The sequence below is a fragment of the Microlunatus ginsengisoli genome, assembly GCF_039537205.1.
In the GTDB taxonomy this organism is placed as follows: domain Bacteria; phylum Actinomycetota; class Actinomycetes; order Propionibacteriales; family Propionibacteriaceae; genus Microlunatus; species Microlunatus ginsengisoli.
This window is the reverse complement of record NZ_BAABAB010000022.1, coordinates 255812-273808: the sequence shown is the minus strand read 5'-3', so window position 1 is coordinate 273808 and position 17997 is coordinate 255812. Positions and strand designations below refer to the sequence as shown.

Here is a 17997-nt window from a genome sequence, read left to right as displayed (position 1 = left end):
GCCTTCACAGCCGCTCCGCAATACCGGACAGGAGCGCGGTCAGCCGCGGCGCCGCCGCGGCGCCGGCCTCGAGCACCTCGTGGTGGTTCAGCGGCTCGGGTGAGATCCCAGCGGCGAGGTTGGTGACCAGCGAGATGCCGAGCACCTCCGCGTCGAGCTCGCGGGCGGCGACCGCTTCGACGGTGGTCGACATCCCCACCAGGTCGCCGCCGAGCACGCCGGCCATCCGGACCTCCGCCGGGGTCTCGAACTGCGGCCCGTGGAACTGGACGTACACCCCCTCGGGCAGGTCCGGCTCCACCTCGCGGGCCAGCGCCCGCAACCGCGGGGAATAAACCGCGGTGAGATCGATGAACCGGGGGCCGACCAGGGGAGTCGCCCCGGAGAGGTTGATGTGGTCGGACAGCAGCACCGGCGTTCCCGGCCCCCACTCGCGACGCAGCCCGCCGCAGCCGTTGGTCAGCACGATCATCGACGCGCCGGCGGCGATCGCGGTCCGGACGCCGTGCACGACGGGCTCGACCCCGCGGCCCTCGTACAGGTGCGTGCGGCCGGTGAAGACCGCGGCCACCTTGCCGCCGCTGGTGCGGACCAGCCGGAGCAGGCCGCCGTGACCGAGCACCACCGGGGCCGCGAAGTGCGGCAGCTCCTCCAGCGGGCACTGCCCGATCTCGGTGCCGAGCGAGCCGGCGGCCGCCGACCAGCCGGAGCCGAGCACGAACGCGAGGTCCACACTCCCAACTCCGAACCGGGTCCTCAGGGCGGCGGCGGCCTCTTCGGCACGTTCGTACGCATCGACCATGGCTGGCACTGTATCCAGCACCGCCGATCCGTCCCCGCCCCACCGGACCGTCCCCTCCTGCTGCGGCTTTCAGCCGGGAGAGCGAGCCGGGAGAGCGAGTGCGCGGACGGATACCGGGTGCAGGGGGCCGGCCCGGTTGCGGTCAGCCGTCAGCGACCGGCGACCTTGGGCGACGGGCCTCCTTCGACGGTGAGGTAGTCCAGGTGGACGGGGGCGGTAGCACCGATGCCGACGACCTTGACGAGGTTGCGTCCCTTGACGAGGTCGACCTGAACTCGAGCCGTCTTCCAGGCACCGCCGGTGCCGGGCAGGCGCAGCCGATAGCGGGCCGTCCCGGCGACCCTGGAGCCGGACGTGACAGTCACCCAGACGTCCGCGGCGCGGCCGGTGGCGGTGGCGTAACGGAGCTGGATGGAGCGGGACCCGCCGGTGCCGCCACCGGTGACGGCGAAGGACACGGTCGCGTCGGTCTTGTCGAGGTTGGTGGCGTAGCCGCGTCCGGAGTAGCCGGCCGTCTCGTTGTCGAAGACGGCGCCGAGTGACCAGCCGGCGACCGTGGAGTCGTAGCGGACCGGCCCCTCGGTGGGGGTGATCTTGAGCAGTGCGGAGCCGTGGGTGGGGAGATCGGCGGAGTAGGAGGTCATCGTGCCGAGGTCCTTGCGGGCCCACAGATCGCGCACCTTGACCTGGTCGGTGATGCCGAGGTCCTTCGCGAAATCGATGGCCCGGGTGTTCGGCTCGTCGCCGCGGTTGAACAGGCCGACGATCCACGATCCGTCGCTGAGCTGACCGATCCAGCGCTCGGTGTCGCGAGAGCCGGTGTCCCAGTTGTAGCCGTGGTTGTTGTTGAACAGCGGCTTGCCGGCGAGGCCGTCCTTGCTCAGGGCGATGACCTCCGGGTTGGTGAAGACCCAGGCGCTGTCGCCGATGGTGTCGACGGTGTCGGAGATGCAGATCGGTGAGCCGGCGATGGTGAACAGCCCGACGGTGGTCCGCCGTTCGTCGTCGCTGGCGTAGGAAGACGCGATCAGGAAGTCGGCGTCGAGACCGATCAGGCCGGGCCCGTTGACGTCGCTCCAACCGGTGAGTCCGGTGAACGGGTTGCTCCACTGGGTCCAGTAGGGCCGCCAGTCCTGACGGCCGCCGCTGAGCCGACCCCAGCCGCCCTTGTCGGCGTCGTCGTTGATCCGGAACGAGTCGCCGCGGGACCGTTCGAGTTCGCCGTGGTTGGCCATGTTGGGCATGACCAGCGAGACGACCATGTCCTTCCCGGCGGCCTCGTCGATCCAGTCCAGCAGCATCTCGTAGGACTCCCGGCCGTGCTCGCGCATCACCACGCCGAGGTTCTGATCCCAGCCGGTCTCGAACCAGGCCAGGAAGTCGACCCGCAGCCGAGGCACCCCCATCGCCTTGAAGTGCTCGACGTAGCCCTGGACGTACTCCTTCGCGCCGTCGCGGTGCGGGTCGACCCAGTAGATCTTGTCCTTGGTGAACGGATCCCAGTCCGCGGTCAGGTCGGCCACGGCGATGTCGGGCCGGCCCTTGACCTTGATCGACCGGTCCTGGCGGGCGGACTCGGTGATCCAGAACGGGTTGTAGTAGATCGACAGCTTCATGCCGTGGCCGGCGAGGTAGTTGATCCAGTACGGGAAGTCGTGGGTCCACTCGTCGTTCTGGGAGACGATGTAGCCGTTCTTGTCGACGCGTTGGCTGGACTCGATCCAACCGTCGGTGCAGATCGTGTCGTAGCCGTACGGAGCGAACTCGCGGATCACCCAGTCGAGGTTCTTCTTCCAGACGTCCTCGGGGATGTTCGCGTTGTTGGGCAGGTTGTAGCCGTACGTCACCCACTGCAATCCGGGCTGGCCGGTTCGCATCCGCAGGCTGTTCCTGGCGGCCGGGCGGGGTACGGGGTTGCCGATGGCGGCGATCGGGTCGGCGGCGGCGGACTGCGCGCCGAGACCGGCGAGAAGGGTTCCGGCGCCGATGGCTCCGGATGTTCCGAGGAATGCGCGTCGACTTACGGCCATGGGGCACCTCCGTGTGCGGGGGACTGGGTGTCATTAGTTTCACAACAGAAGCTCCCGCATGTCAATGCTCCCTTGCGAGGCACAATCTGCCGTGCGAGACTTCCTCAATGAAAGTATCCGGGTCCCGCCCGGCTAGGCGGGAGGGATCGACGGAGAGGGTGTGGGAGACTCCGGCAGTGACGAGCCCCTCCCTGTCACCGTGGGACGTGCGGAGCGACACCGAGCGAACCGTCGCGCTGGAGGTGCTGCTCCACGGACCTGTCTCCCGCAGTGAGCTCGCCCGGCGGCTCCGGCTCTCGCCCGCGTCGTTGACCCGGCTGGTGGCGCCGATGGTGGCCGACGGCCTGCTGGAGGAGACCGACGGCATGGGCACGAGTGCCCTGGGCCGCCCGACCCGGCCCGTCCGCATCGCCGCCGGCGCCGGCCACTTCATCGGCGTTCGCCTCACACCTACCGAGGCACACGGCGTCGTCACCAATATGCGCGCCGACATTCTCGGCGTCGCCGTCGCCCGGCTCGACGACACGACCCCGGCCGGCGTGGTCGGCACCGTCGGAGACGTCATCGATCGCCTGCGGACCGACCAGCAGGTGGATCCCTACCGGGTCGGCGTGAGTCTCGGCGGCCTGGTCGACCACCACGCCCGGGTTCGATCCGCTCACTTCTACGACTGGGCGGAGCCGGTCGACCTCGCCGCGGATGTCCGCCGAGCGACCGCGATCCCTACCGTGATCGACAACGACGTGATGGCCCTGACCCGAGCCCAGTCCTGGTTCGGTATCGGTCGCGGGATGGACCGGTTCGCCGTGATCACCCTCGGTGTCGGCGTCGGCCTGGGCATCGTCATGCACGGCGAGCTGATCGAGAGCCCGGACGCCGGCCTCGGGCTGATCCAGCACTTCCCCCTCAACGATTCCGGACCGGTGTGCCCGGCCGGCCACCACGGCTGCGCGCAGGCCATGCTCACCGACGATGCCATCGCCGCACAGACCAGCGTGGCCATCCGGCGTGCCGTCAACCGCGACGAAGCGCTCGACCTCGCCGCTGACGGAGATCCCGCGGCGAGGGCCGTCGCCGATCAGTCCGGCCGCGCACTCGGCCGGCTCGTCGCCGCCGTCGCCAACCTCACCATGTGCTACCGCATCATCGTCACCGGCGAAGGTGGACGCCTTGCCGCCGTCGCCGGGGACGCCATGCGAGCACAGATCGGCATCGAACGTGACCCCGACGCCGGTCAGCTCGAGATCCACAATCCGGCCCTGACCGTGGCCGACTGGGCCCAGGGGCCGGCCGTGCTCGCCATTCAGACCCTCGTCCGGCCGTCCGCCTGACACGAGAACGCAGATGGTGCCCGGCGCGGGCCCCCGGTCGTGACCGGCTGCCTCCCGGCTCGGGCGGCGAGAACAGATCAGCTACCAGCCGGAGGTGCAGGGGCGGTTGCGCAGTTCGGCGACGTAGTCGCCGGGCGCGCCCGCGGCCTCGGCGGCGTCGGCCAGCAGCCCGAGGGTACGGGCGCTCGGCGTGCCGCCCTCGAAGTCGTCCAGGACGTACACCCAGGCAGCCGCCTCGCCCTCCAGTGTGTCGATCCGCACCCGCACCTTGCGATAGAGCCCCGAGTCCGCGCTCTCCCAGCTGTCCAGGGCGCTCTCGTCGGACTCGGTGATGTCGTACAGCGCCACGAACACCTGCGAGTCGGGATCCTCGACGACCGTCGGCAGCGCGCCGTCCCAGCCCTCGCCGCCGAACGTGATCCGCCATCCGGTCAGCCAACCCGTCTGCTGCAGCGGCGAGTGGGGGCAGCGGGCCGACATCTGCAGCGGGTCGAGATTGCTCCCGTAGGCGGCATAGAGCACGAGAGCGAGCGTATAGCGAACCGGCCCCGGGGCGTCGGCGTCGCGACCCGTAACGACACGGTGCAAGAATGCGGCGGGTGACCCGTGTCGTCATCGTCGGTGGAGGCCCCGGAGGCTACGAGGCGGCCCTCGTGGCCGCTCAGCTCGGCGGGGAGGTGACCCTGGTCGACACCGACGGCATCGGTGGCTCGGCCGTGCTGACCGACTGCGTACCGTCCAAGACGTTGATCGCGACCGCCGAGGTGATGACCGGCGTCCGGGAGTCGAACGAACTGGGCATCCGGTTCGGGGCACGCGGCGACAGCGACGCGGAGAACGCCGTGCACGTCGACCTGGCGGCGGTGAACGGTCGCGTGCTCGATCTCGCCGACCGGCAGTCGGGCGACATCGCGAGCCGGCTGGCGAGCCAGGGCGTGCGGATCGTCCGCGGCCGGGGACGGCTGGACGGCCGGGAGCGGGTGATCGCCGAGACCGAGGACGGCGAGCAGGGCTTCGACGCCGACGTGGTGCTGATCGCGACCGGCGCGCACCCCCGGATCCTGCCCGACGCCGTACCGGACGGGGAGCGGATCCTGACCTGGACCCAGGTGTACGCGCTCGATCAGCTGCCGGAGAAGCTGATCGTGGTCGGATCCGGCGTGACCGGGGCGGAGTTCGCGAGTGCGTACGACGCGCTCGGCGCCGAGGTCGTGCTGGTCTCGTCCCGCGACCGGGTGCTGCCCGGTGAGGACGCGGACGCCGCCCAGGTGCTGGAGGACGTGTTCGACCGGCGCGGGCTGACCGTGATGTCGCGGGCCCGGGCGGCGTCGGTCACCCGCGACGGTGATGTGGTCACCGTCCGGCTGACCGACGGCCGCGAGGTCACCGGCTCGCACTGCCTGCTGGCGGTCGGGTCGATCCCCAACACCGCCGGGATGGGCCTGGAGGAGGCCGGTGTCGAGCTGGATCGCGGCGGTTTCATCACCGTCGACAAGGTGTCCAGGACCTCGGCCCGCGGCGTCTATGCGGCGGGGGACTGCACCGGGGTGCTGATGCTGGCCTCGGTGGCCGCGATGCAGGGCCGGATCGCGATGTGGCACGCACTGGGCGACGCGGTCGCGCCGCTGGACCTGAAGATCGTCTCCAGCAACGTGTTCACCGCACCGGAGATCGCGACGGTGGGGATGAGCCAGGCCCAGGCGGACGTGGCGGTGCCGAAGGTGGCGACGGTCAAGCTCGCGCTGCAGGGCAATGCCCGGGCGAAGATGCAGGGGCTGCATGACGGCTTCGTCAAGGTCTTCTGCCTTCCGGTGACGGGTATCGTCGTCGGCGGAGTGGTCGTTGCCCCGCGGGCGAGCGAACTGATCTATCCGCTGGCCATCGCGGTGTCGCAGCGGCTCACCGTGGACCAGGTGGCGGCCTCCTTCACGGTCTATCCGTCGGTGTCCGGCTCGCTCGCGGAGGCCGCGCGGCAACTGCACCTGCACGGTGAGGCGCTGACCCGCGCCTAGCCACGGCGGCGCCAGCCCAGGCCGACCCGACCCGGTCGCGGCCCCCTCCCGAACCCTCCCGACCCCGGATCGCGACTTCGCGCGGGTTGGTGCTCCTTCGCTCGCGCACGACGGCGCGCGAAGTCGCGGTTGGGCGCGCGAAGTGGGCGGGATGGGTGGCCGCTGGCTGCGGGAGATCGCGTCGACTCAGTCGACTCGCATCTCGCCCATGGCGTCCCAGGAGTCGCCGTCGATCTGCCTGCTGACGATCTTGGGGGTCGCGGCCAGCGCTGGAGGCATGTCCTGGACCGCCTGCTTGAAGTGGTCGCTGTTCACGTGCGGACCGGCGCCGTCGTCGGTGAACGCCTCGACCAGGACGAACTCGTTCGGGTCCTCGACGCTTTGCGACCACTCGAACCACAGGTTCCCCGGCTCCTGCCGGGTGGCCTGGGTGAACGGGGTGACCAGGTCGATCCACTTGTCGGTCCACTCCGGCTTGACCGGGAACTTGACCACGATGAAGTACATCCGTCCTCCGCCCGCAGCTGATCGGCAACGTGGCCCAGGCTAGTCCTGCGGGCCGGATCGTCGCCGGGGTCGCCCGGAACGCCGAACTACCATGGCCGGGTGCCGAACGGTTCGCTGACCGCCGAGTCCGGCGTCGACGTTGACCGGCTCGTGGCCATGTTGCGGGGCCGCCGGTGGACCGTGCTCAGCGGCGCCGGCGTCTCGACCGACAGCGGGATCCCGGACTATCGCGGACCGACGTCGGTCCGGGCGACCCCGATGCAGTACGGGGAGTTCGTCGGGTCCGAGCTCGCGCAGCGGCGCTACTGGGCCCGCTCGTACGTCGGCTGGCGCCGGATCGGCACCGCCCGGCCGAACGACGGGCACCGCGCGCTGGCCGCGCTGGAGCCGTTCGGGCTGGCCGGCATCGTGACCCAAAACGTCGACGGGCTGCACCGTGCGGCCGGCAGCCGGGACGTAGTCGAGTTGCACGGCGACATCGCCATGGTGATCTGCCTCGACTGCGGTAGGCGGACGCCGCGGACCGCTCTGCAATCGAGGCTGGCGCGACTCAACCCCGGACTGGGAGAGGTCGCCGCGCCGGACCACGGGCAGCTGCGACCCGACGGCGACGCGGTGGTGCACGACTGGCACGACTTCGTGCTGGCGACCTGTCTGGGCTGCGGCGGCCGGCTGAAGCCGGATGTGGTGTTCTTCGGCGAGAACGTACCGAAGCCGCGGGTCGAGGCGGCGTACGCGCTGGTCGAGCCGGCGGACGTACTGGTGGTCGTCGGCTCGTCGCTGACGGTGATGTCCGGACTGCGGTTCGTCCGCCACCAGGTCAAGCGCGGCCGCGACGTGGTGATCGTGAATCGCGGCCCGACCCGCGGCGACGAGCTGGCGACGATCAAGCTGGACGCGGGATGCTCGGAAACGCTGACCGAGTTGCGCGTGGCGCTGACCGACGGTTGAACGTCGGTCCCGGGGTCAGGGCGCGACGATCGCCACCGACGCCGCCTTGCGCAGCTGCAGGCCGAGCACGATCAAGATGATGCCGAAGACGATCGCCCAGATGCCGAGCAGCCAGATCAGCGTGATCACTCCGGCCTTCGGTGTGATCAGCACGACGATGCCGAAGATCACCCCGATGGCGCCGGCGACCACCCCCCAGACCCAGCTCCGGCCGGATTCCTTGCGCAGGCTGATGTTGGCGATGATCTGCAGCGCGCCGATCAGGATGGCCCAGATGGCCACCAGCACGGCCAGCACGGCCAGCGAGATCTGCGGCCAGAACAGCACCAGCGCGCCGAACAGCAGGCTGACGATGCCCAGGAAAACCCGGAGACCGACGCCGGGGGAGCCGCGGAACCGGATCGCGTCCACGATGTCGACGATGCCGTCGACCAGCGCGAAGATGCCGACCAGGAGCGCCAGGGCGACCGCTGTCTGCAGCGGCCAGAACAGGGCGAGGATGCCGAAGATGATGGCCAGCGCGCCGCGGACGATCTGCCAGATCCAGGCGTGCCGCGCGGTCTTGCTGAACTCCTCGGAGACATAGACGACGGGTTCACTCATGGCGCCCATCCTGCCGCTCCGGGGCCTGGTCGCGCCCGGCGGCGCGCGGTGCGTAACCCTTCCGCGATCTTCTGTGTTTCAACCGCCCCGCGCAGGAAAGTGGCCGGTTCCGGCAGTTATGAATCGATTCAGCTTGCCGGTTCTGCACAGTTTCCGAAGGGACAGTTTCCGGTGAAGGGTCGGTCACTGAGCGCCGTCAGCGCGAACGAGCCCGATCTAGTCGAACAGGTCGCCGAACATGTCGCCGATGCCGGAGCCGATGTCGCCGAGGCCCTCGCCGACGCCACCGATGCCCTCGCCGATGCCGCCCATCAGGTCGCCGACGCCGTCGCCGATCCCGTCGAACAACCCGCCGGCGCCGCCGAACAGGAAGCTGCCGATCAGCGCGCCGGTGAGCAGGTCGCTGCCGCGCCAGCGGCTGTAGTAGCCCTGCGCCCACGGTGCGTACGCCTGGCCGCCTTCCCAGTACGGCACCCGTTGGGCGCCGACCTGGACCGTCCGGATGTAGGGGTCGGCGCCGGCCAGCACCCGCTCGGCGTCGGCGGGGCAGGCGGGCACCGAGCGGGGCACCCCGCCCGGGGGCGCCCACTCGACGTCCTGCGAGGAGGGGCCGTGTGCCGGGTTGAAGAAGCATGGCGGTCGCTTGGCCGGCAGCGGCTCTCCCCGCACCCGGGCCTTGACGCAGGCCACCGCATAGCGGCCGTCCTCGAGGATCTCGGTGACGTGCTTGATCTCCTCGGGCCGGGTGACCGCGTCGAGGCTGGTCTTGGCATTGTCGTACGCGTCCAGCGCGCGCTGGTAGTCCTGGTTCATGGCCTCGTCGAGCGGATGCCCGGCGACGTCGACGTCCAGTCGCTGGAGTTCCTCGCCGAACTTCGTCACGTCCTCGTCGGCCGCACGCTTGGAGGTGGTCAGCTGCGTCTCGAGCTCACGCCGCTCGGCCGCGTCGCGTTGGGCGATCGCGTGCCGGCGATAGAGCGCGACACCGCCGCCGACCACGATCAGGATCAGCAGCAGGACGAGCAGTTCGGGCATGGCTTTCAGTCTCCCCCGAGGATCTGTGCACTCGCTGTGCCCATGGGCAGTTTTTAGGTCACTTTTAGCCCGGTTCGCTGACGCCGAACCGGGTTGATCATGGATCGACGATCTCGCACAGGGTCGACCCGCTGGTCACCGTCTGACCCGGCGACGCTGCCAGGCCGGTGATCTTGCCGCCGCGGTGGGCGTTCAGCGGCTGTTCCATCTTCATCGCCTCCAGCACGACGACCAGGTCGCCGGCCTCGACCACGTCTCCGTCGGAGACGGCCACCTTGACGATCGTGCCCTGCATCGGCGAGGTGAGCGCGTCGCCGGACGGCGCGCTCGCCCCGGCCCGGCCGCCACTGCGCCGCTGGGGCTTGCGGGCCCGGCCCGGGCCCCCTGCTCCGTTCCCGCCCCCGACGCCGGCGCCGAGCCCGGCCGGCAGCACCACCTCGAGCCGCTTGCCGTTCACCTCGACCACGACCCGGGTCTTCTCCACCTCCTCCGGCGCGTCGGCGGGCGTGCCGGCGTACGGCTCGATCTCGCCGTCGAACTCGGTCTCGATCCACCGGGTGTGCACCCCGAAGCGCCCGTCGGCGGCGACGAACGCCGGGTCGGCCAGCACGGCCCGGTGGAACGGCACGACGGTCGGCATGCCGTCGACCTCCAGCTCGCGCAGCGCTCGCCGGGAGCGCGCCAGGGCCTGCTCCCGGTCGGCGCCGGTAACGATGATCTTGGCGATCAGGGAGTCGAAGCTGCCCGGCACGGTCATCCCGGCCAGGTAGCCGTCGTCGACCCGCACGCCCGGGCCGCCCGGCGGGCGCCAGACCGCCAGGGTGCCCGGTGCGGGCATGAAGTTGCGGCCCGCGTCCTCGGCGTTGATCCGAAACTCGATCGAGTGTCCCCGCATCGGCGGGTCGTCGTAGCCCAATGGCTGCCCGTCGGCGATCCGGAACATCTCCCGGACCAGGTCGAGGCCGGTGACCTCCTCCGAGACCGGGTGCTCGACCTGCAGCCGGGTATTGACCTCGAGGAAGGAGATGGTGCCGTCCGGGCCGACCAGGAACTCGCAGGTGCCGGCGCCGACGTAGCCCGCCTCGAGCAGGATGGCCTTCGACGCCGCGTACAACCTGTCCATCTGAGCAGCGGACAGGAAGGGCGCGGGTGCCTCTTCGACCAGCTTCTGGTGCCGCCGCTGCAGCGAGCAGTCCCGGGTCGAGACCACCACAACGGTGCCGTGGGTGTCGGCCAGGCACTGCGTCTCGACGTGCCGCGGCCGGTCGAGATAGCGCTCGACGAAGCACTCGCCGCGGCCGAACGCGGCGACCGCTTCGCGGGTGGCCGACTCGAACAGGTCCGGGATCTCGGCCATGGTGCGGGCGACCTTGAGGCCCCGGCCGCCGCCGCCGTACGCCGCCTTGATCGCGATCGGCAGGCCGTGCTCCTCGGCGAACGCGACCACCTCGTCCGCGTCCGCGACCGGATCGGGCGTGCCGGGCACCAGCGGAGCGCCGACCTTTTCCGCGATGTGCCGCGCCTTGACCTTGTCGCCGAGCGCGTCGATCGCGGCCGGGGGCGGGCCGATCCAGGTCAGGTCGGCGTCGATCACGGCCTGGGCGAAGGCCGCGTTCTCGGCCAGGAAGCCGTAGCCCGGGTGGACGGCGTCCGCACCGCTGGCCGCGGCGACGGCGACGATCTTGGCGATATCGAGGTAGCTCTCGGCCGGCGTGGCACCGCTCAGGGCGTACGCCTCGTCGGCCAGCCGGACGAACAGCCCGTCGGCGTCGGCGTCGGCATAGATCGCCACGCTGGCCAGCCCCGCGTCGGCGGCCGCGCGGATGATCCGGACGGCGATCTCGCCCCGGTTCGCGACGAGCACCTTGCTGATGGCCACCCGGTTCCTCCTCGTCGAGCCCTCCGGTTGCACTCTAGCTACCGCTGCGGCAGTGCCTGGCGGGCCCGCCGTGCCGGTGCCTCGCGGGCGCGCCGTGCGCTAGGGCGGGACCATCATCCGGCGGCGCTCCCGGATCCGCCGGAAGACGCCGGTGATCGCCCAGCCGACCAGCACCCCGAGGGCGATCGCGATCATCGTGGAGGCCGTGGTGAGCACGGTGGTCAGGCCGCTGGAGTCACCGTCCAGGATGGTCGTCACCCCGACCAGCCCGAGCGCGCCGGGAACCAGCAGCCAGAAGGCCGGGGTGAAGCTGACCATCGCCGGCGGGCCGGTGCGCTGGCGGGCGACGAGGGCGGCGACCGGGGTCATGGCGGCCGCGCCGACGAAGGCGGACAGTACCCCGCCGAAGAACAGGTTGCCGAGGACCTGGGCACCGTAGGCGACATAGAGCACCAGCAGGATCCAGCCGAGCGACCGGGCCCGGGCGGCCCGGTTCAAGACCACGCCCAGGCCGAACACGGCGACGGCGATCCAGGGGCCGATCGGGCCGAGCGGGCTGTACGCGCGGCTCAGGTCGAGCGTCGGGATGCCCACCAGGGCGGCAGCGGCGACGATGCCGAGCGCCAGCAGCACCAGCTGCATGGCGCCGGCCGCCAGCCGGCCCGCGCCGGAGATCATCTGGTTGGTGGCCAGCTCGATCATCGACGTGGTCAGCTGGGCACCGGGTAGGAGGAGCGCGAGCGGGGCGATCAGGCAGGGCAGTACGCCGAAGTCGAGGTTGGTCCGGGACAGCAGGAACACCGACAGTCCGACCACGAACGCCGCGGTCACGGTGACGAGGACCTGGTAGCGGGCCGGCAGCCGGGCGCCGGCCAGACCCAGGGCGCCGACGAAGGAGCCGAGCAGCGCCGCGATGCCGATGCCGAGCAGGGACCCGCCCAGCAGCACGGCCAGGGCCGCCGAGGTGAGGATCTGGCCGACCAGCTGGACCGGAGGCGGGTACGGCGGTGGCATCGCCCTGATCTTGGCGATCCGGTCGATGCCCTCCTTCGTCGTGGCGAGACCGCGCCGCGCCGCGGTGACCACGTCGTCGATCTCCTCGATCTGGTGCAGCCGCAGGCTCTGGGTGCCGGTCGCGACCACCGACGTACGCACCTGGCCGCGGACGCGCGCCGACACCATGATCACCGTCGGTAGCGCGATCGACTCGGCGTGCCGCAACCCGTTGGCGAAGGCGATGTCGTCCATCGCCGCCTGGACCGACACCACGTCGTAGCCCGAGTCGATCATCGCCTCGCCGGCCTCGCTCATCAGGGCGAGCGCCTCGCCGTCGGCATCGGGCCGGATGGTGGTGTCCGACTCCGACGACTCGGGTGCGGCCCGGCCGAGTGCGACCAGGATCGGCACCGCGAAGGCCAGCACGGCCAGCGCGATGATCACCGACCAGACCGGCACGTCGCTGTCGGCACTGGCGGGCGGGGTGGCCGGGCGCTGCACGGTGGCCGTGGTGGTGCTCGCGCTCGGCTTGGGGGTCGGGGTGGCCCGGCTCGGGGTTGCCGTCGGCGTCGGTGTCGGCGTGCTCGGCTCGGTGGGACGGATGGCGGAGGTCATCGGTCCGGTCGGTTTCTCGGTCGGCTCGTCGGTGCTCGTGCCGGTGGCGTCCGGGCTGGTCGGTGTCTGCGTCGGCTCGGTGGGCTCGTCGGTCGCGCTCTGGGAGGCCGCCGTCGGCCCGCCCTCGCCGGGTGTCGGGGCGTGTGCGGACGCCGGCAGCCCCGAGCCGAGCGCGATCAGCAGGGCCAGCCCGCCGAGCACCGTGGCAAGACCCGCCGAGATCGTGCCCAGCCGGCGTACGACGGCCGGTCCGGTGAGCCGGGTGCGGGTCTTCACGGGTCCCATCGAACACCAGTGTCATGACGGTTCGGGAGTGCCGTGACGGTTCGGGCGGCCACCGCGGGGAACCGGCGGGCTGGCCGGTGAACCAGGCCGGACATGGGTGTGGGCCTTCTTCCAGTATGAGTGGAAGAAGGCCCACGGTGTGGCTGGAGTGAAGTGACGTCTCCGGCCGATCTACCGCACCGAGCATCCCATCAGTCCGTCACCGACTGCTGCGGCGAGTCGCCTCGCCGAATGGATCTCTGATCCGATCGATCGAGCACTCCGGGGAGCGCTCGACGCCGAGTCTTCCCTCATCGGGCCCGCCGCCGCAAGCCCTTGGGAGCAAGGAAATCCTGAGAGTTCTGCGTCCACCGGGTTGTCCACCGACATGGTGTGTGTCGTGCACCGAAACGGCCGCCTTCTCCACAGCTCGTGGATCGAGCTGTGGACAACGGCGGGGCGGCGGCGGCGACTGACGCATTTCGGGCGCTCGATCGTCCGCCGGTGGCCGAGCCGGCCGCGAACGCGGTTCGAGCGCCCGAAGTGCGACATCTTCCCGCCGAGAGGCGCGCCACTAGTCTGAGCGTCATGGAGCCCGAGCCCGACAGCAAGGACTGGACCTGGACGCTGACCCGGCGCTGCGATGAGTGCGGTCTCGCGGCGGGGGAGATCCCGTTCGAGGAGGTTGCGGTCAGGGCGGAGCTGGCCGCCGGGGAGTGGGTCCAGATCCTGACCGCCAGCCCGGCGGTGAACGTCCGCCCCGAACCCGGTGTCTGGTCGCCGTTGGAGTACGGCGCCCACGTCCGCGATGTCTACCGGATGTTCGACACCCGGCTTGCGCTGATGCTGACCGAGGACGATCCGGTGTTCGCCAACTGGGACCAGGACCAGACGGCGCTCGCCGAGCGCTACCGGGAGCAGGATCCGGAGCAGGTGGCCGATGAGCTGGAGGAGGAGGCCGAGGCCTTCGCCGAGCGACTGCAGAGCGTCCGGCCGGACCAGCTGGAGCGGACCGGCCGGCGCTCCGACGGTGCCGTGTTCACGGTGGAGACGCTCGCGCAGTACTTCCTGCACGACGTCGTCCACCATCTCTACGACGTCACCGGCCAGCAGGACGCCGCCGCCATCATCGCCCCGGACCCCGAGGACCCGGCGGAACCCGAGGACTGAGGCCAGACCTCGGCGGACCGGCCGAGGTCAGGAGGTACGTCCGCCCAGCGCGGCGAGGTCGGCTCGGCAGCGGCGGTCCAGGTCGTCGAGCTCGTCGAGCACTGCGTCCAGGTCGGCCCGTCGCTGCAGCAGGTCGGAGCGCCGCCGGTCGATCTCGCCGAGCAGGAACTCCAGCTGGCCGGACTCGCCCGGCGGATCGTCGTACAGGTTGATGATGTGCGCGACCTCGTCCAGCGTGAATCCGAGCCGCTTGCCGCGCAGGATCAGCCGCAGCCGGACCCGGTCCCGCTCGGTGTAGACCCGCTGCTGCCCGTTCCGGGTGGGGGCCAGCAGGCCGAGCTCCTCGTAGTGCCGGATAGTGCGCAGGGTGGTGTCGAACTCGTCCGCCAGCTCACCGATCGACCACGTCCGCGTCACGGAGAACGATCCTAGATCAGGATGACGCTTACGTAAACGTAAGGTATGCTGCGGTTCAATAGCCGGTCGACGACGAGGGGGCCCGATGAGCGGATTCGCGCTGAGCGAGGAACACGAGGACTTTCGCGCAGTAGTCCGCGAGTTCGCCGCCGCTGAGCTCGCCCCGCACGTCGCCCACTGGAACAGCCTGCACGAGCTGCCGCTCGACGCGGTCAAGGCGATGGCCGGGCTCGGCCTGTTCGGCCTGAGCGGCCCGGAGGAGTACGGCGGCGCGGGCGACTTCACCAGCCTGTGCATCGCGATCGAGGAGGTCGGCCGGGTCGACCAGTCGCTCGGCATCACGCTGGAGGCCGCCGTGGGCCTCGGCAGCAACCCGATCGCCGGCTACGGCACGCCGGAGCAGAAGGAGCGCTGGCTGCCCGACCTGCTGGCCGGCCGCGCGCTGGCCGCGTTCGGATTGACCGAGCCGGGCTCGGGCTCCGACGCCGGCGGCTTGGCCACGACCGCGCGCCGCGACGGCGAGGACTGGGTGATCAACGGCGCCAAGCAGTTCATCACCAACTCCGGCACCGACATCACTTCGATCGTGACGGTCACCGCCCGGACCGGCGTGCGCGAATCGGGCAAGCCCGAGATCTCCGCCCTGATCGTGCCCACCGGCACCCCGGGTTTCGTCGCCGAGCCGGCCTATCGCAAGCTCGGTTGGCACGCCTCCGACACCCATCCACTGACCCTGACCGACGTGCGGGTCGGGCCCGAGGCGCTGCTCGGCACCCGCGGCAGGGGTTACGCCCAGTTCCTGGCCACCCTCGACGACGGCCGGATCGCCATCGCCGCGCTCGCCCTCGGCTCCATCCGCGCCTGCCGCGATCTCGCTCGGGACTACGCGCTGGAGCGGACCTCCTTCGGCGTCCCGATCGGTCGCAAGCAGGCCGTCGCCTTCCAGATCGCCGACCTGGACGCGATGGCCCACACGGCCCACCTGCTGGTCTACTCCGCGGCCGCGATGAAGGACGACGGCGTGGATCCAGCCGCGATCGCCCGGGCCGCGAGCATCGCCAAGCTGGTCAGCACCGAGCACGCGGTGAGCGCCGCTCGGATCGCGACGCAGGTCTTCGGCGGCTACGGGTTCATGGAGGAATATCCGGTCGCCCGCTTCTATCGCGACGCGAAGGTGCTGGAGATCGGCGAGGGGACCTCGGAGGTCCAGCGCCTGCTGATCGCCCGCGGCCTCGGATTGCCGGTCGAGTAGCGTCCGCCCTGGGGGAGAGGAAGGAGCCGTCCGTGGGCGAGGAGACGCTGCACACGGCCGAGGTGGCCGCCGCGCGGGTCCGCACGCTCGCCCCCGGCGAAGCGGCCGCCGCGAAGCTGGCGAGCCAGGGCAAGCTGTACGTCCGCGACCGGATCGGGTTGCTGTTCGACGCCGGCACGTTCGTCGAGGACGGTCAGCTCGCCAATGCGGCCGCCGGGAACCTGCCGGCCGACGGCGTGGTCACCGGTCGCGGTCTGGTGGACGGGCGGCCGGCTCTGGTGGTGGCCAACGATCCGAGCGTCAAGGCCGGGTCCTGGGGCGCCCGGACGGTGGAGAAGATCATCCGGATCACCGAGGTCGCGCTGTCGAGTGAGCTGCCGATCTTCTGGTTCGTCGACTCCGCCGGCGCCCGGATCACCGATCAGGTGGAGCTGTTCCCCGGCCGGCGCGGCGCCGGCCGGATCTTCCGCAACCAGGTGGCGCTGTCCGGCAAGGTGCCCCAGATCTGCTGCCTGTTCGGGCCGAGCGCGGCCGGCGGGGCCTACATCCCGTCCTTCTGCGACGTCGTGATCATGGTCGAGGGCAATGCATCGATGTATCTCGGCTCGCCCCGGATGGCGGAGATGGTGGTCGGCGAGCGGGTCACCCTGGAGGAGATGGGCGGCGCCCGGATGCACGCCGAGGTCTCCGGTTGCGGTGATCAGCTGGCGGTCGACGACACCGACGCGATCGAGCAGGCCAAGCACTACTTCTCTTATCTGCCGGGGAACTGGCGGAGCGCGCCACCGACGTACGCGGCGGGCGAACCGACCCGTGACTTCACCGACGATCTGGTGCCGGCCGACGAGACGGCCGGCTACGACATCAAGACGGTGATCGATGCGCTGGTCGACGCGGACTCGTTCCTGGAGCTGAAGCCGTTGTTCGCCCCCGAGCTGGTGACCGGGTTCGCCGTCCTGGAAGGCAATCCGATCGGCGTGATCGCGAACCAGCCGGCGGTCCGGGGCGGGGTGCTGTTCGTCGACTCGGCGGACAAGGCGGCCCGCTTCATCTGGCAGTGCGACGCCTACAACCTGCCGCTGCTCTATCTCGCCGACGTGCCGGGCTTCATGATCGGCAGCGCGGTCGAGCGGCAGGGGATCATCCGGCACGGGGCGAAGATGATCACCGCGGTGGCCGAGACGACGGTGCCGCGGATCTCGGTGATCGTCCGCAAGGCGTACGGCGCCGGCCTGTATGCGATGTGCGGTCCCGGCTTCGGCCCGGACGCCTGCCTGGCGCTGCCGAGCGCCAAGATCGCGGTGATGGGGCCGGAGGCGGCGATCAACGCCGTCTATGCGAACAAGATCGCGGCCATCGCCGACGACGGAGAGCGGGAGGCCTACGTCGCGAAGCTGCGGACGGAGTACGAGGCCGACATCGACATCCTCCGGCTGGCCGGTGAGCTGGTGATCGACGCGGTGATCACACCCGGTGAGCTGCGCGGCGAGCTGGTCAGCCGGTTCGCGGCCGCGGCGACGCGCGACCGGCACTTCAGCGACCGGCGGCACGGCATCCCCCCGGTCTGAGCGAACCCGCCCGGGCTCGGTGAGAATGGCCCCGTGGCCCTGATCTCCCGACTGCGTCGGCTGCTGCGTCCCCGCCGGGCCGCCGCCCCGGTGTCCGAACCGGCCTGGTCCGAGTACGCGCCCCGGCGCGACGGCAAGCCGGATCCGGGTGAGGTGGTCTGGGCCTGGGTGCCGTTCGACGAGAACGACGGCCGGGGCAAGGACCGTCCGGTGCTGGTGCTGACGATCCAGCGCGACGAGGTCCGGGCGCTGATGCTGACCAGCAAGGACCACCACCGTGACGCCGCCGACGAGGCACGGTGGGGCCGCTACTGGATGGATGTCGGGTCCGGCCCATGGGACCGCAAGGGCCGGCCGAGCGAGGTCCGGTTGGACCGGCTGCTGCGGCTGCCGATCGGTGCGGTCCGCCGCGAGGGAGCGGCGCTGGATCGGGCCACCTATCTGCTCGTGGTCGAGCAGGCCCAGCGGGTGCAGCGGTCGCGACGAACCTGACCTGCGAGCTCGCTCGGGAACGCTTGCCCGCAAGGGCAGCGAACACTGCACGATCGTGGGTGAGTTCGGCCTA

16 protein-coding genes are annotated in these 17997 nt (G+C 70.9%); 7 read left to right on the top strand and 9 right to left on the bottom strand.

The genetic code is table 11. The features are described 5' to 3' along the window. Nucleotides 1-4 precede the first annotated feature (4 nt). Both ABD747_RS16175 and ABD747_RS16170 read right to left on the bottom strand, forming a co-directional pair. The gene (locus ABD747_RS16175) at nucleotides 5-802 is read right to left on the bottom strand and encodes a purine-nucleoside phosphorylase (RefSeq protein WP_344806372.1); all 798 of its coding nucleotides are present in this window, start codon (nucleotides 800-802) and stop codon (nucleotides 5-7) included. 149 nt (nucleotides 803-951) lie between these two features. Next, nucleotides 952-2832, bottom strand: a complete 1881-nt coding sequence (locus ABD747_RS16170; RefSeq protein ID WP_344806370.1) for a hypothetical protein — start codon at nucleotides 2830-2832, stop codon at nucleotides 952-954. Nucleotides 2833-3008: 176 nt separating this feature from the next. Here ABD747_RS16170 and ABD747_RS16165 point away from each other — a divergent pair, with 176 nt between their 5' ends. Further along, nucleotides 3009-4163, top strand: coding sequence for an ROK family transcriptional regulator (locus ABD747_RS16165; protein WP_344806368.1), 1155 nt, complete (start codon nucleotides 3009-3011; stop codon nucleotides 4161-4163). An 81-nt stretch (nucleotides 4164-4244) separates the two neighbouring features. Here ABD747_RS16165 and ABD747_RS16160 read toward each other — a convergent pair whose 3' ends face one another. Beyond that, a complete protein-coding gene (locus ABD747_RS16160) occupies nucleotides 4245-4685 on the bottom strand; it encodes a gamma-glutamylcyclotransferase family protein (protein ID WP_344806367.1) in 441 nt (146 codons plus the stop codon). Nucleotides 4686-4762: 77 nt separating this feature from the next. On the opposite strand from ABD747_RS16160, the gene ABD747_RS16155 reads away from it, so the two are divergent. Further along, nucleotides 4763-6175: an NAD(P)H-quinone dehydrogenase gene (locus ABD747_RS16155; RefSeq protein WP_344806366.1), complete on the top strand. Its 1413-nt coding sequence runs from the start codon at nucleotides 4763-4765 to the stop codon at nucleotides 6173-6175. Nucleotides 6176-6361: 186 nt separating this feature from the next. Here ABD747_RS16155 and ABD747_RS16150 read toward each other — a convergent pair whose 3' ends face one another. After that, complete coding sequence (locus ABD747_RS16150; protein ID WP_344806365.1) at nucleotides 6362-6682, bottom strand: putative quinol monooxygenase; 321 nt, start codon at nucleotides 6680-6682, stop codon at nucleotides 6362-6364. Nucleotides 6683-6781: 99 nt separating this feature from the next. Between ABD747_RS16150 and ABD747_RS16145 the strand changes: the two genes are divergently transcribed. Continuing rightward, nucleotides 6782-7633, top strand: coding sequence for an NAD-dependent protein deacetylase (locus ABD747_RS16145; protein WP_344806364.1), 852 nt, complete (start codon nucleotides 6782-6784; stop codon nucleotides 7631-7633). Nucleotides 7634-7648: 15 nt separating this feature from the next. On the opposite strand, the gene ABD747_RS16140 is transcribed toward ABD747_RS16145, so the two are convergent. The 4 genes from ABD747_RS16140 to ABD747_RS16125 form a co-directional block, all read right to left on the bottom strand. Continuing rightward, entirely contained in the window at nucleotides 7649-8236 is a 588-nt protein-coding gene (locus tag ABD747_RS16140; protein ID WP_344806363.1) for an HdeD family acid-resistance protein, read from the bottom strand. A gap of 216 nt (nucleotides 8237-8452) precedes the next feature. After that, the gene (locus ABD747_RS16135; protein ID WP_344806362.1) at nucleotides 8453-9271 is read right to left on the bottom strand and encodes a hypothetical protein; all 819 of its coding nucleotides are present in this window, start codon (nucleotides 9269-9271) and stop codon (nucleotides 8453-8455) included. Nucleotides 9272-9368: 97 nt separating this feature from the next. Further along, nucleotides 9369-11150 (bottom strand): acetyl/propionyl/methylcrotonyl-CoA carboxylase subunit alpha, encoded by a 1782-nt coding sequence (locus ABD747_RS16130; protein WP_344806361.1) that lies wholly within the window; start codon nucleotides 11148-11150, stop codon nucleotides 9369-9371. A 99-nt stretch (nucleotides 11151-11249) separates the two neighbouring features. Beyond that, on the bottom strand, nucleotides 11250-13037 hold the full coding sequence (locus tag ABD747_RS16125) for a threonine/serine exporter family protein (RefSeq protein WP_344806360.1): 1788 nt from the start codon (nucleotides 13035-13037) through the stop codon (nucleotides 11250-11252). Between the two features lie 576 nt (nucleotides 13038-13613). Here ABD747_RS16125 and ABD747_RS16120 point away from each other — a divergent pair. Then, nucleotides 13614-14195, top strand: a complete 582-nt coding sequence (locus tag ABD747_RS16120; protein ID WP_344806358.1) for a DinB family protein — start codon at nucleotides 13614-13616, stop codon at nucleotides 14193-14195. A gap of 27 nt (nucleotides 14196-14222) precedes the next feature. On the opposite strand, the gene ABD747_RS16115 is transcribed toward ABD747_RS16120, so the two are convergent. Next, a complete protein-coding gene (locus ABD747_RS16115; RefSeq protein WP_344806356.1) occupies nucleotides 14223-14612 on the bottom strand; it encodes a MerR family transcriptional regulator in 390 nt (129 codons plus the stop codon). Nucleotides 14613-14697: 85 nt separating this feature from the next. Here ABD747_RS16115 and ABD747_RS16110 point away from each other — a divergent pair, with 85 nt between their 5' ends. Genes ABD747_RS16110 through ABD747_RS16100 form a run of 3 tightly spaced genes read left to right on the top strand, consistent with a single transcriptional unit; the run spans nucleotide 14698 to nucleotide 17924 of the window. After that, on the top strand, nucleotides 14698-15864 hold the full coding sequence (locus ABD747_RS16110) for an acyl-CoA dehydrogenase family protein (RefSeq protein ID WP_344806354.1): 1167 nt from the start codon (nucleotides 14698-14700) through the stop codon (nucleotides 15862-15864). A gap of 32 nt (nucleotides 15865-15896) precedes the next feature. Further along, nucleotides 15897-17432: an acyl-CoA carboxylase subunit beta gene (locus ABD747_RS16105; protein ID WP_344806352.1), complete on the top strand. Its 1536-nt coding sequence runs from the start codon at nucleotides 15897-15899 to the stop codon at nucleotides 17430-17432. 33 nt (nucleotides 17433-17465) lie between these two features. Continuing rightward, the gene (locus ABD747_RS16100) at nucleotides 17466-17924 is read left to right on the top strand and encodes a type II toxin-antitoxin system PemK/MazF family toxin (RefSeq protein WP_344806350.1); all 459 of its coding nucleotides are present in this window, start codon (nucleotides 17466-17468) and stop codon (nucleotides 17922-17924) included. The last annotated feature ends 73 nt before the right edge of the window (nucleotides 17925-17997 follow it).

Excerpts from the sequence above, each read along its gene's own strand:
- ABD747_RS16175 (WP_344806372.1), bottom strand. The coding sequence starts at position 802 with ATGGTCGATGCGTACGAACGTGCCGAAGAGGCCGCCGCCGCCCTGAGG.
- ABD747_RS16170 (WP_344806370.1), bottom strand. The coding sequence starts at position 2,832 with ATGGCCGTAAGTCGACGCGCATTCCTCGGAACATCCGGAGCCATCGGC.
- ABD747_RS16135 (WP_344806362.1), bottom strand. The coding sequence starts at position 9,271 with ATGCCCGAACTGCTCGTCCTGCTGCTGATCCTGATCGTGGTCGGCGGC.
- ABD747_RS16110 (WP_344806354.1), top strand. The coding sequence starts at position 14,698 with ATGAGCGGATTCGCGCTGAGCGAGGAACACGAGGACTTTCGCGCAGTA.
- ABD747_RS16120 (WP_344806358.1), top strand. The coding sequence starts at position 13,614 with ATGGAGCCCGAGCCCGACAGCAAGGACTGGACCTGGACGCTGACCCGG.
- ABD747_RS16140 (WP_344806363.1), bottom strand. The coding sequence starts at position 8,236 with ATGAGTGAACCCGTCGTCTATGTCTCCGAGGAGTTCAGCAAGACCGCG.
- ABD747_RS16150 (WP_344806365.1), bottom strand. The coding sequence starts at position 6,682 with ATGTACTTCATCGTGGTCAAGTTCCCGGTCAAGCCGGAGTGGACCGAC.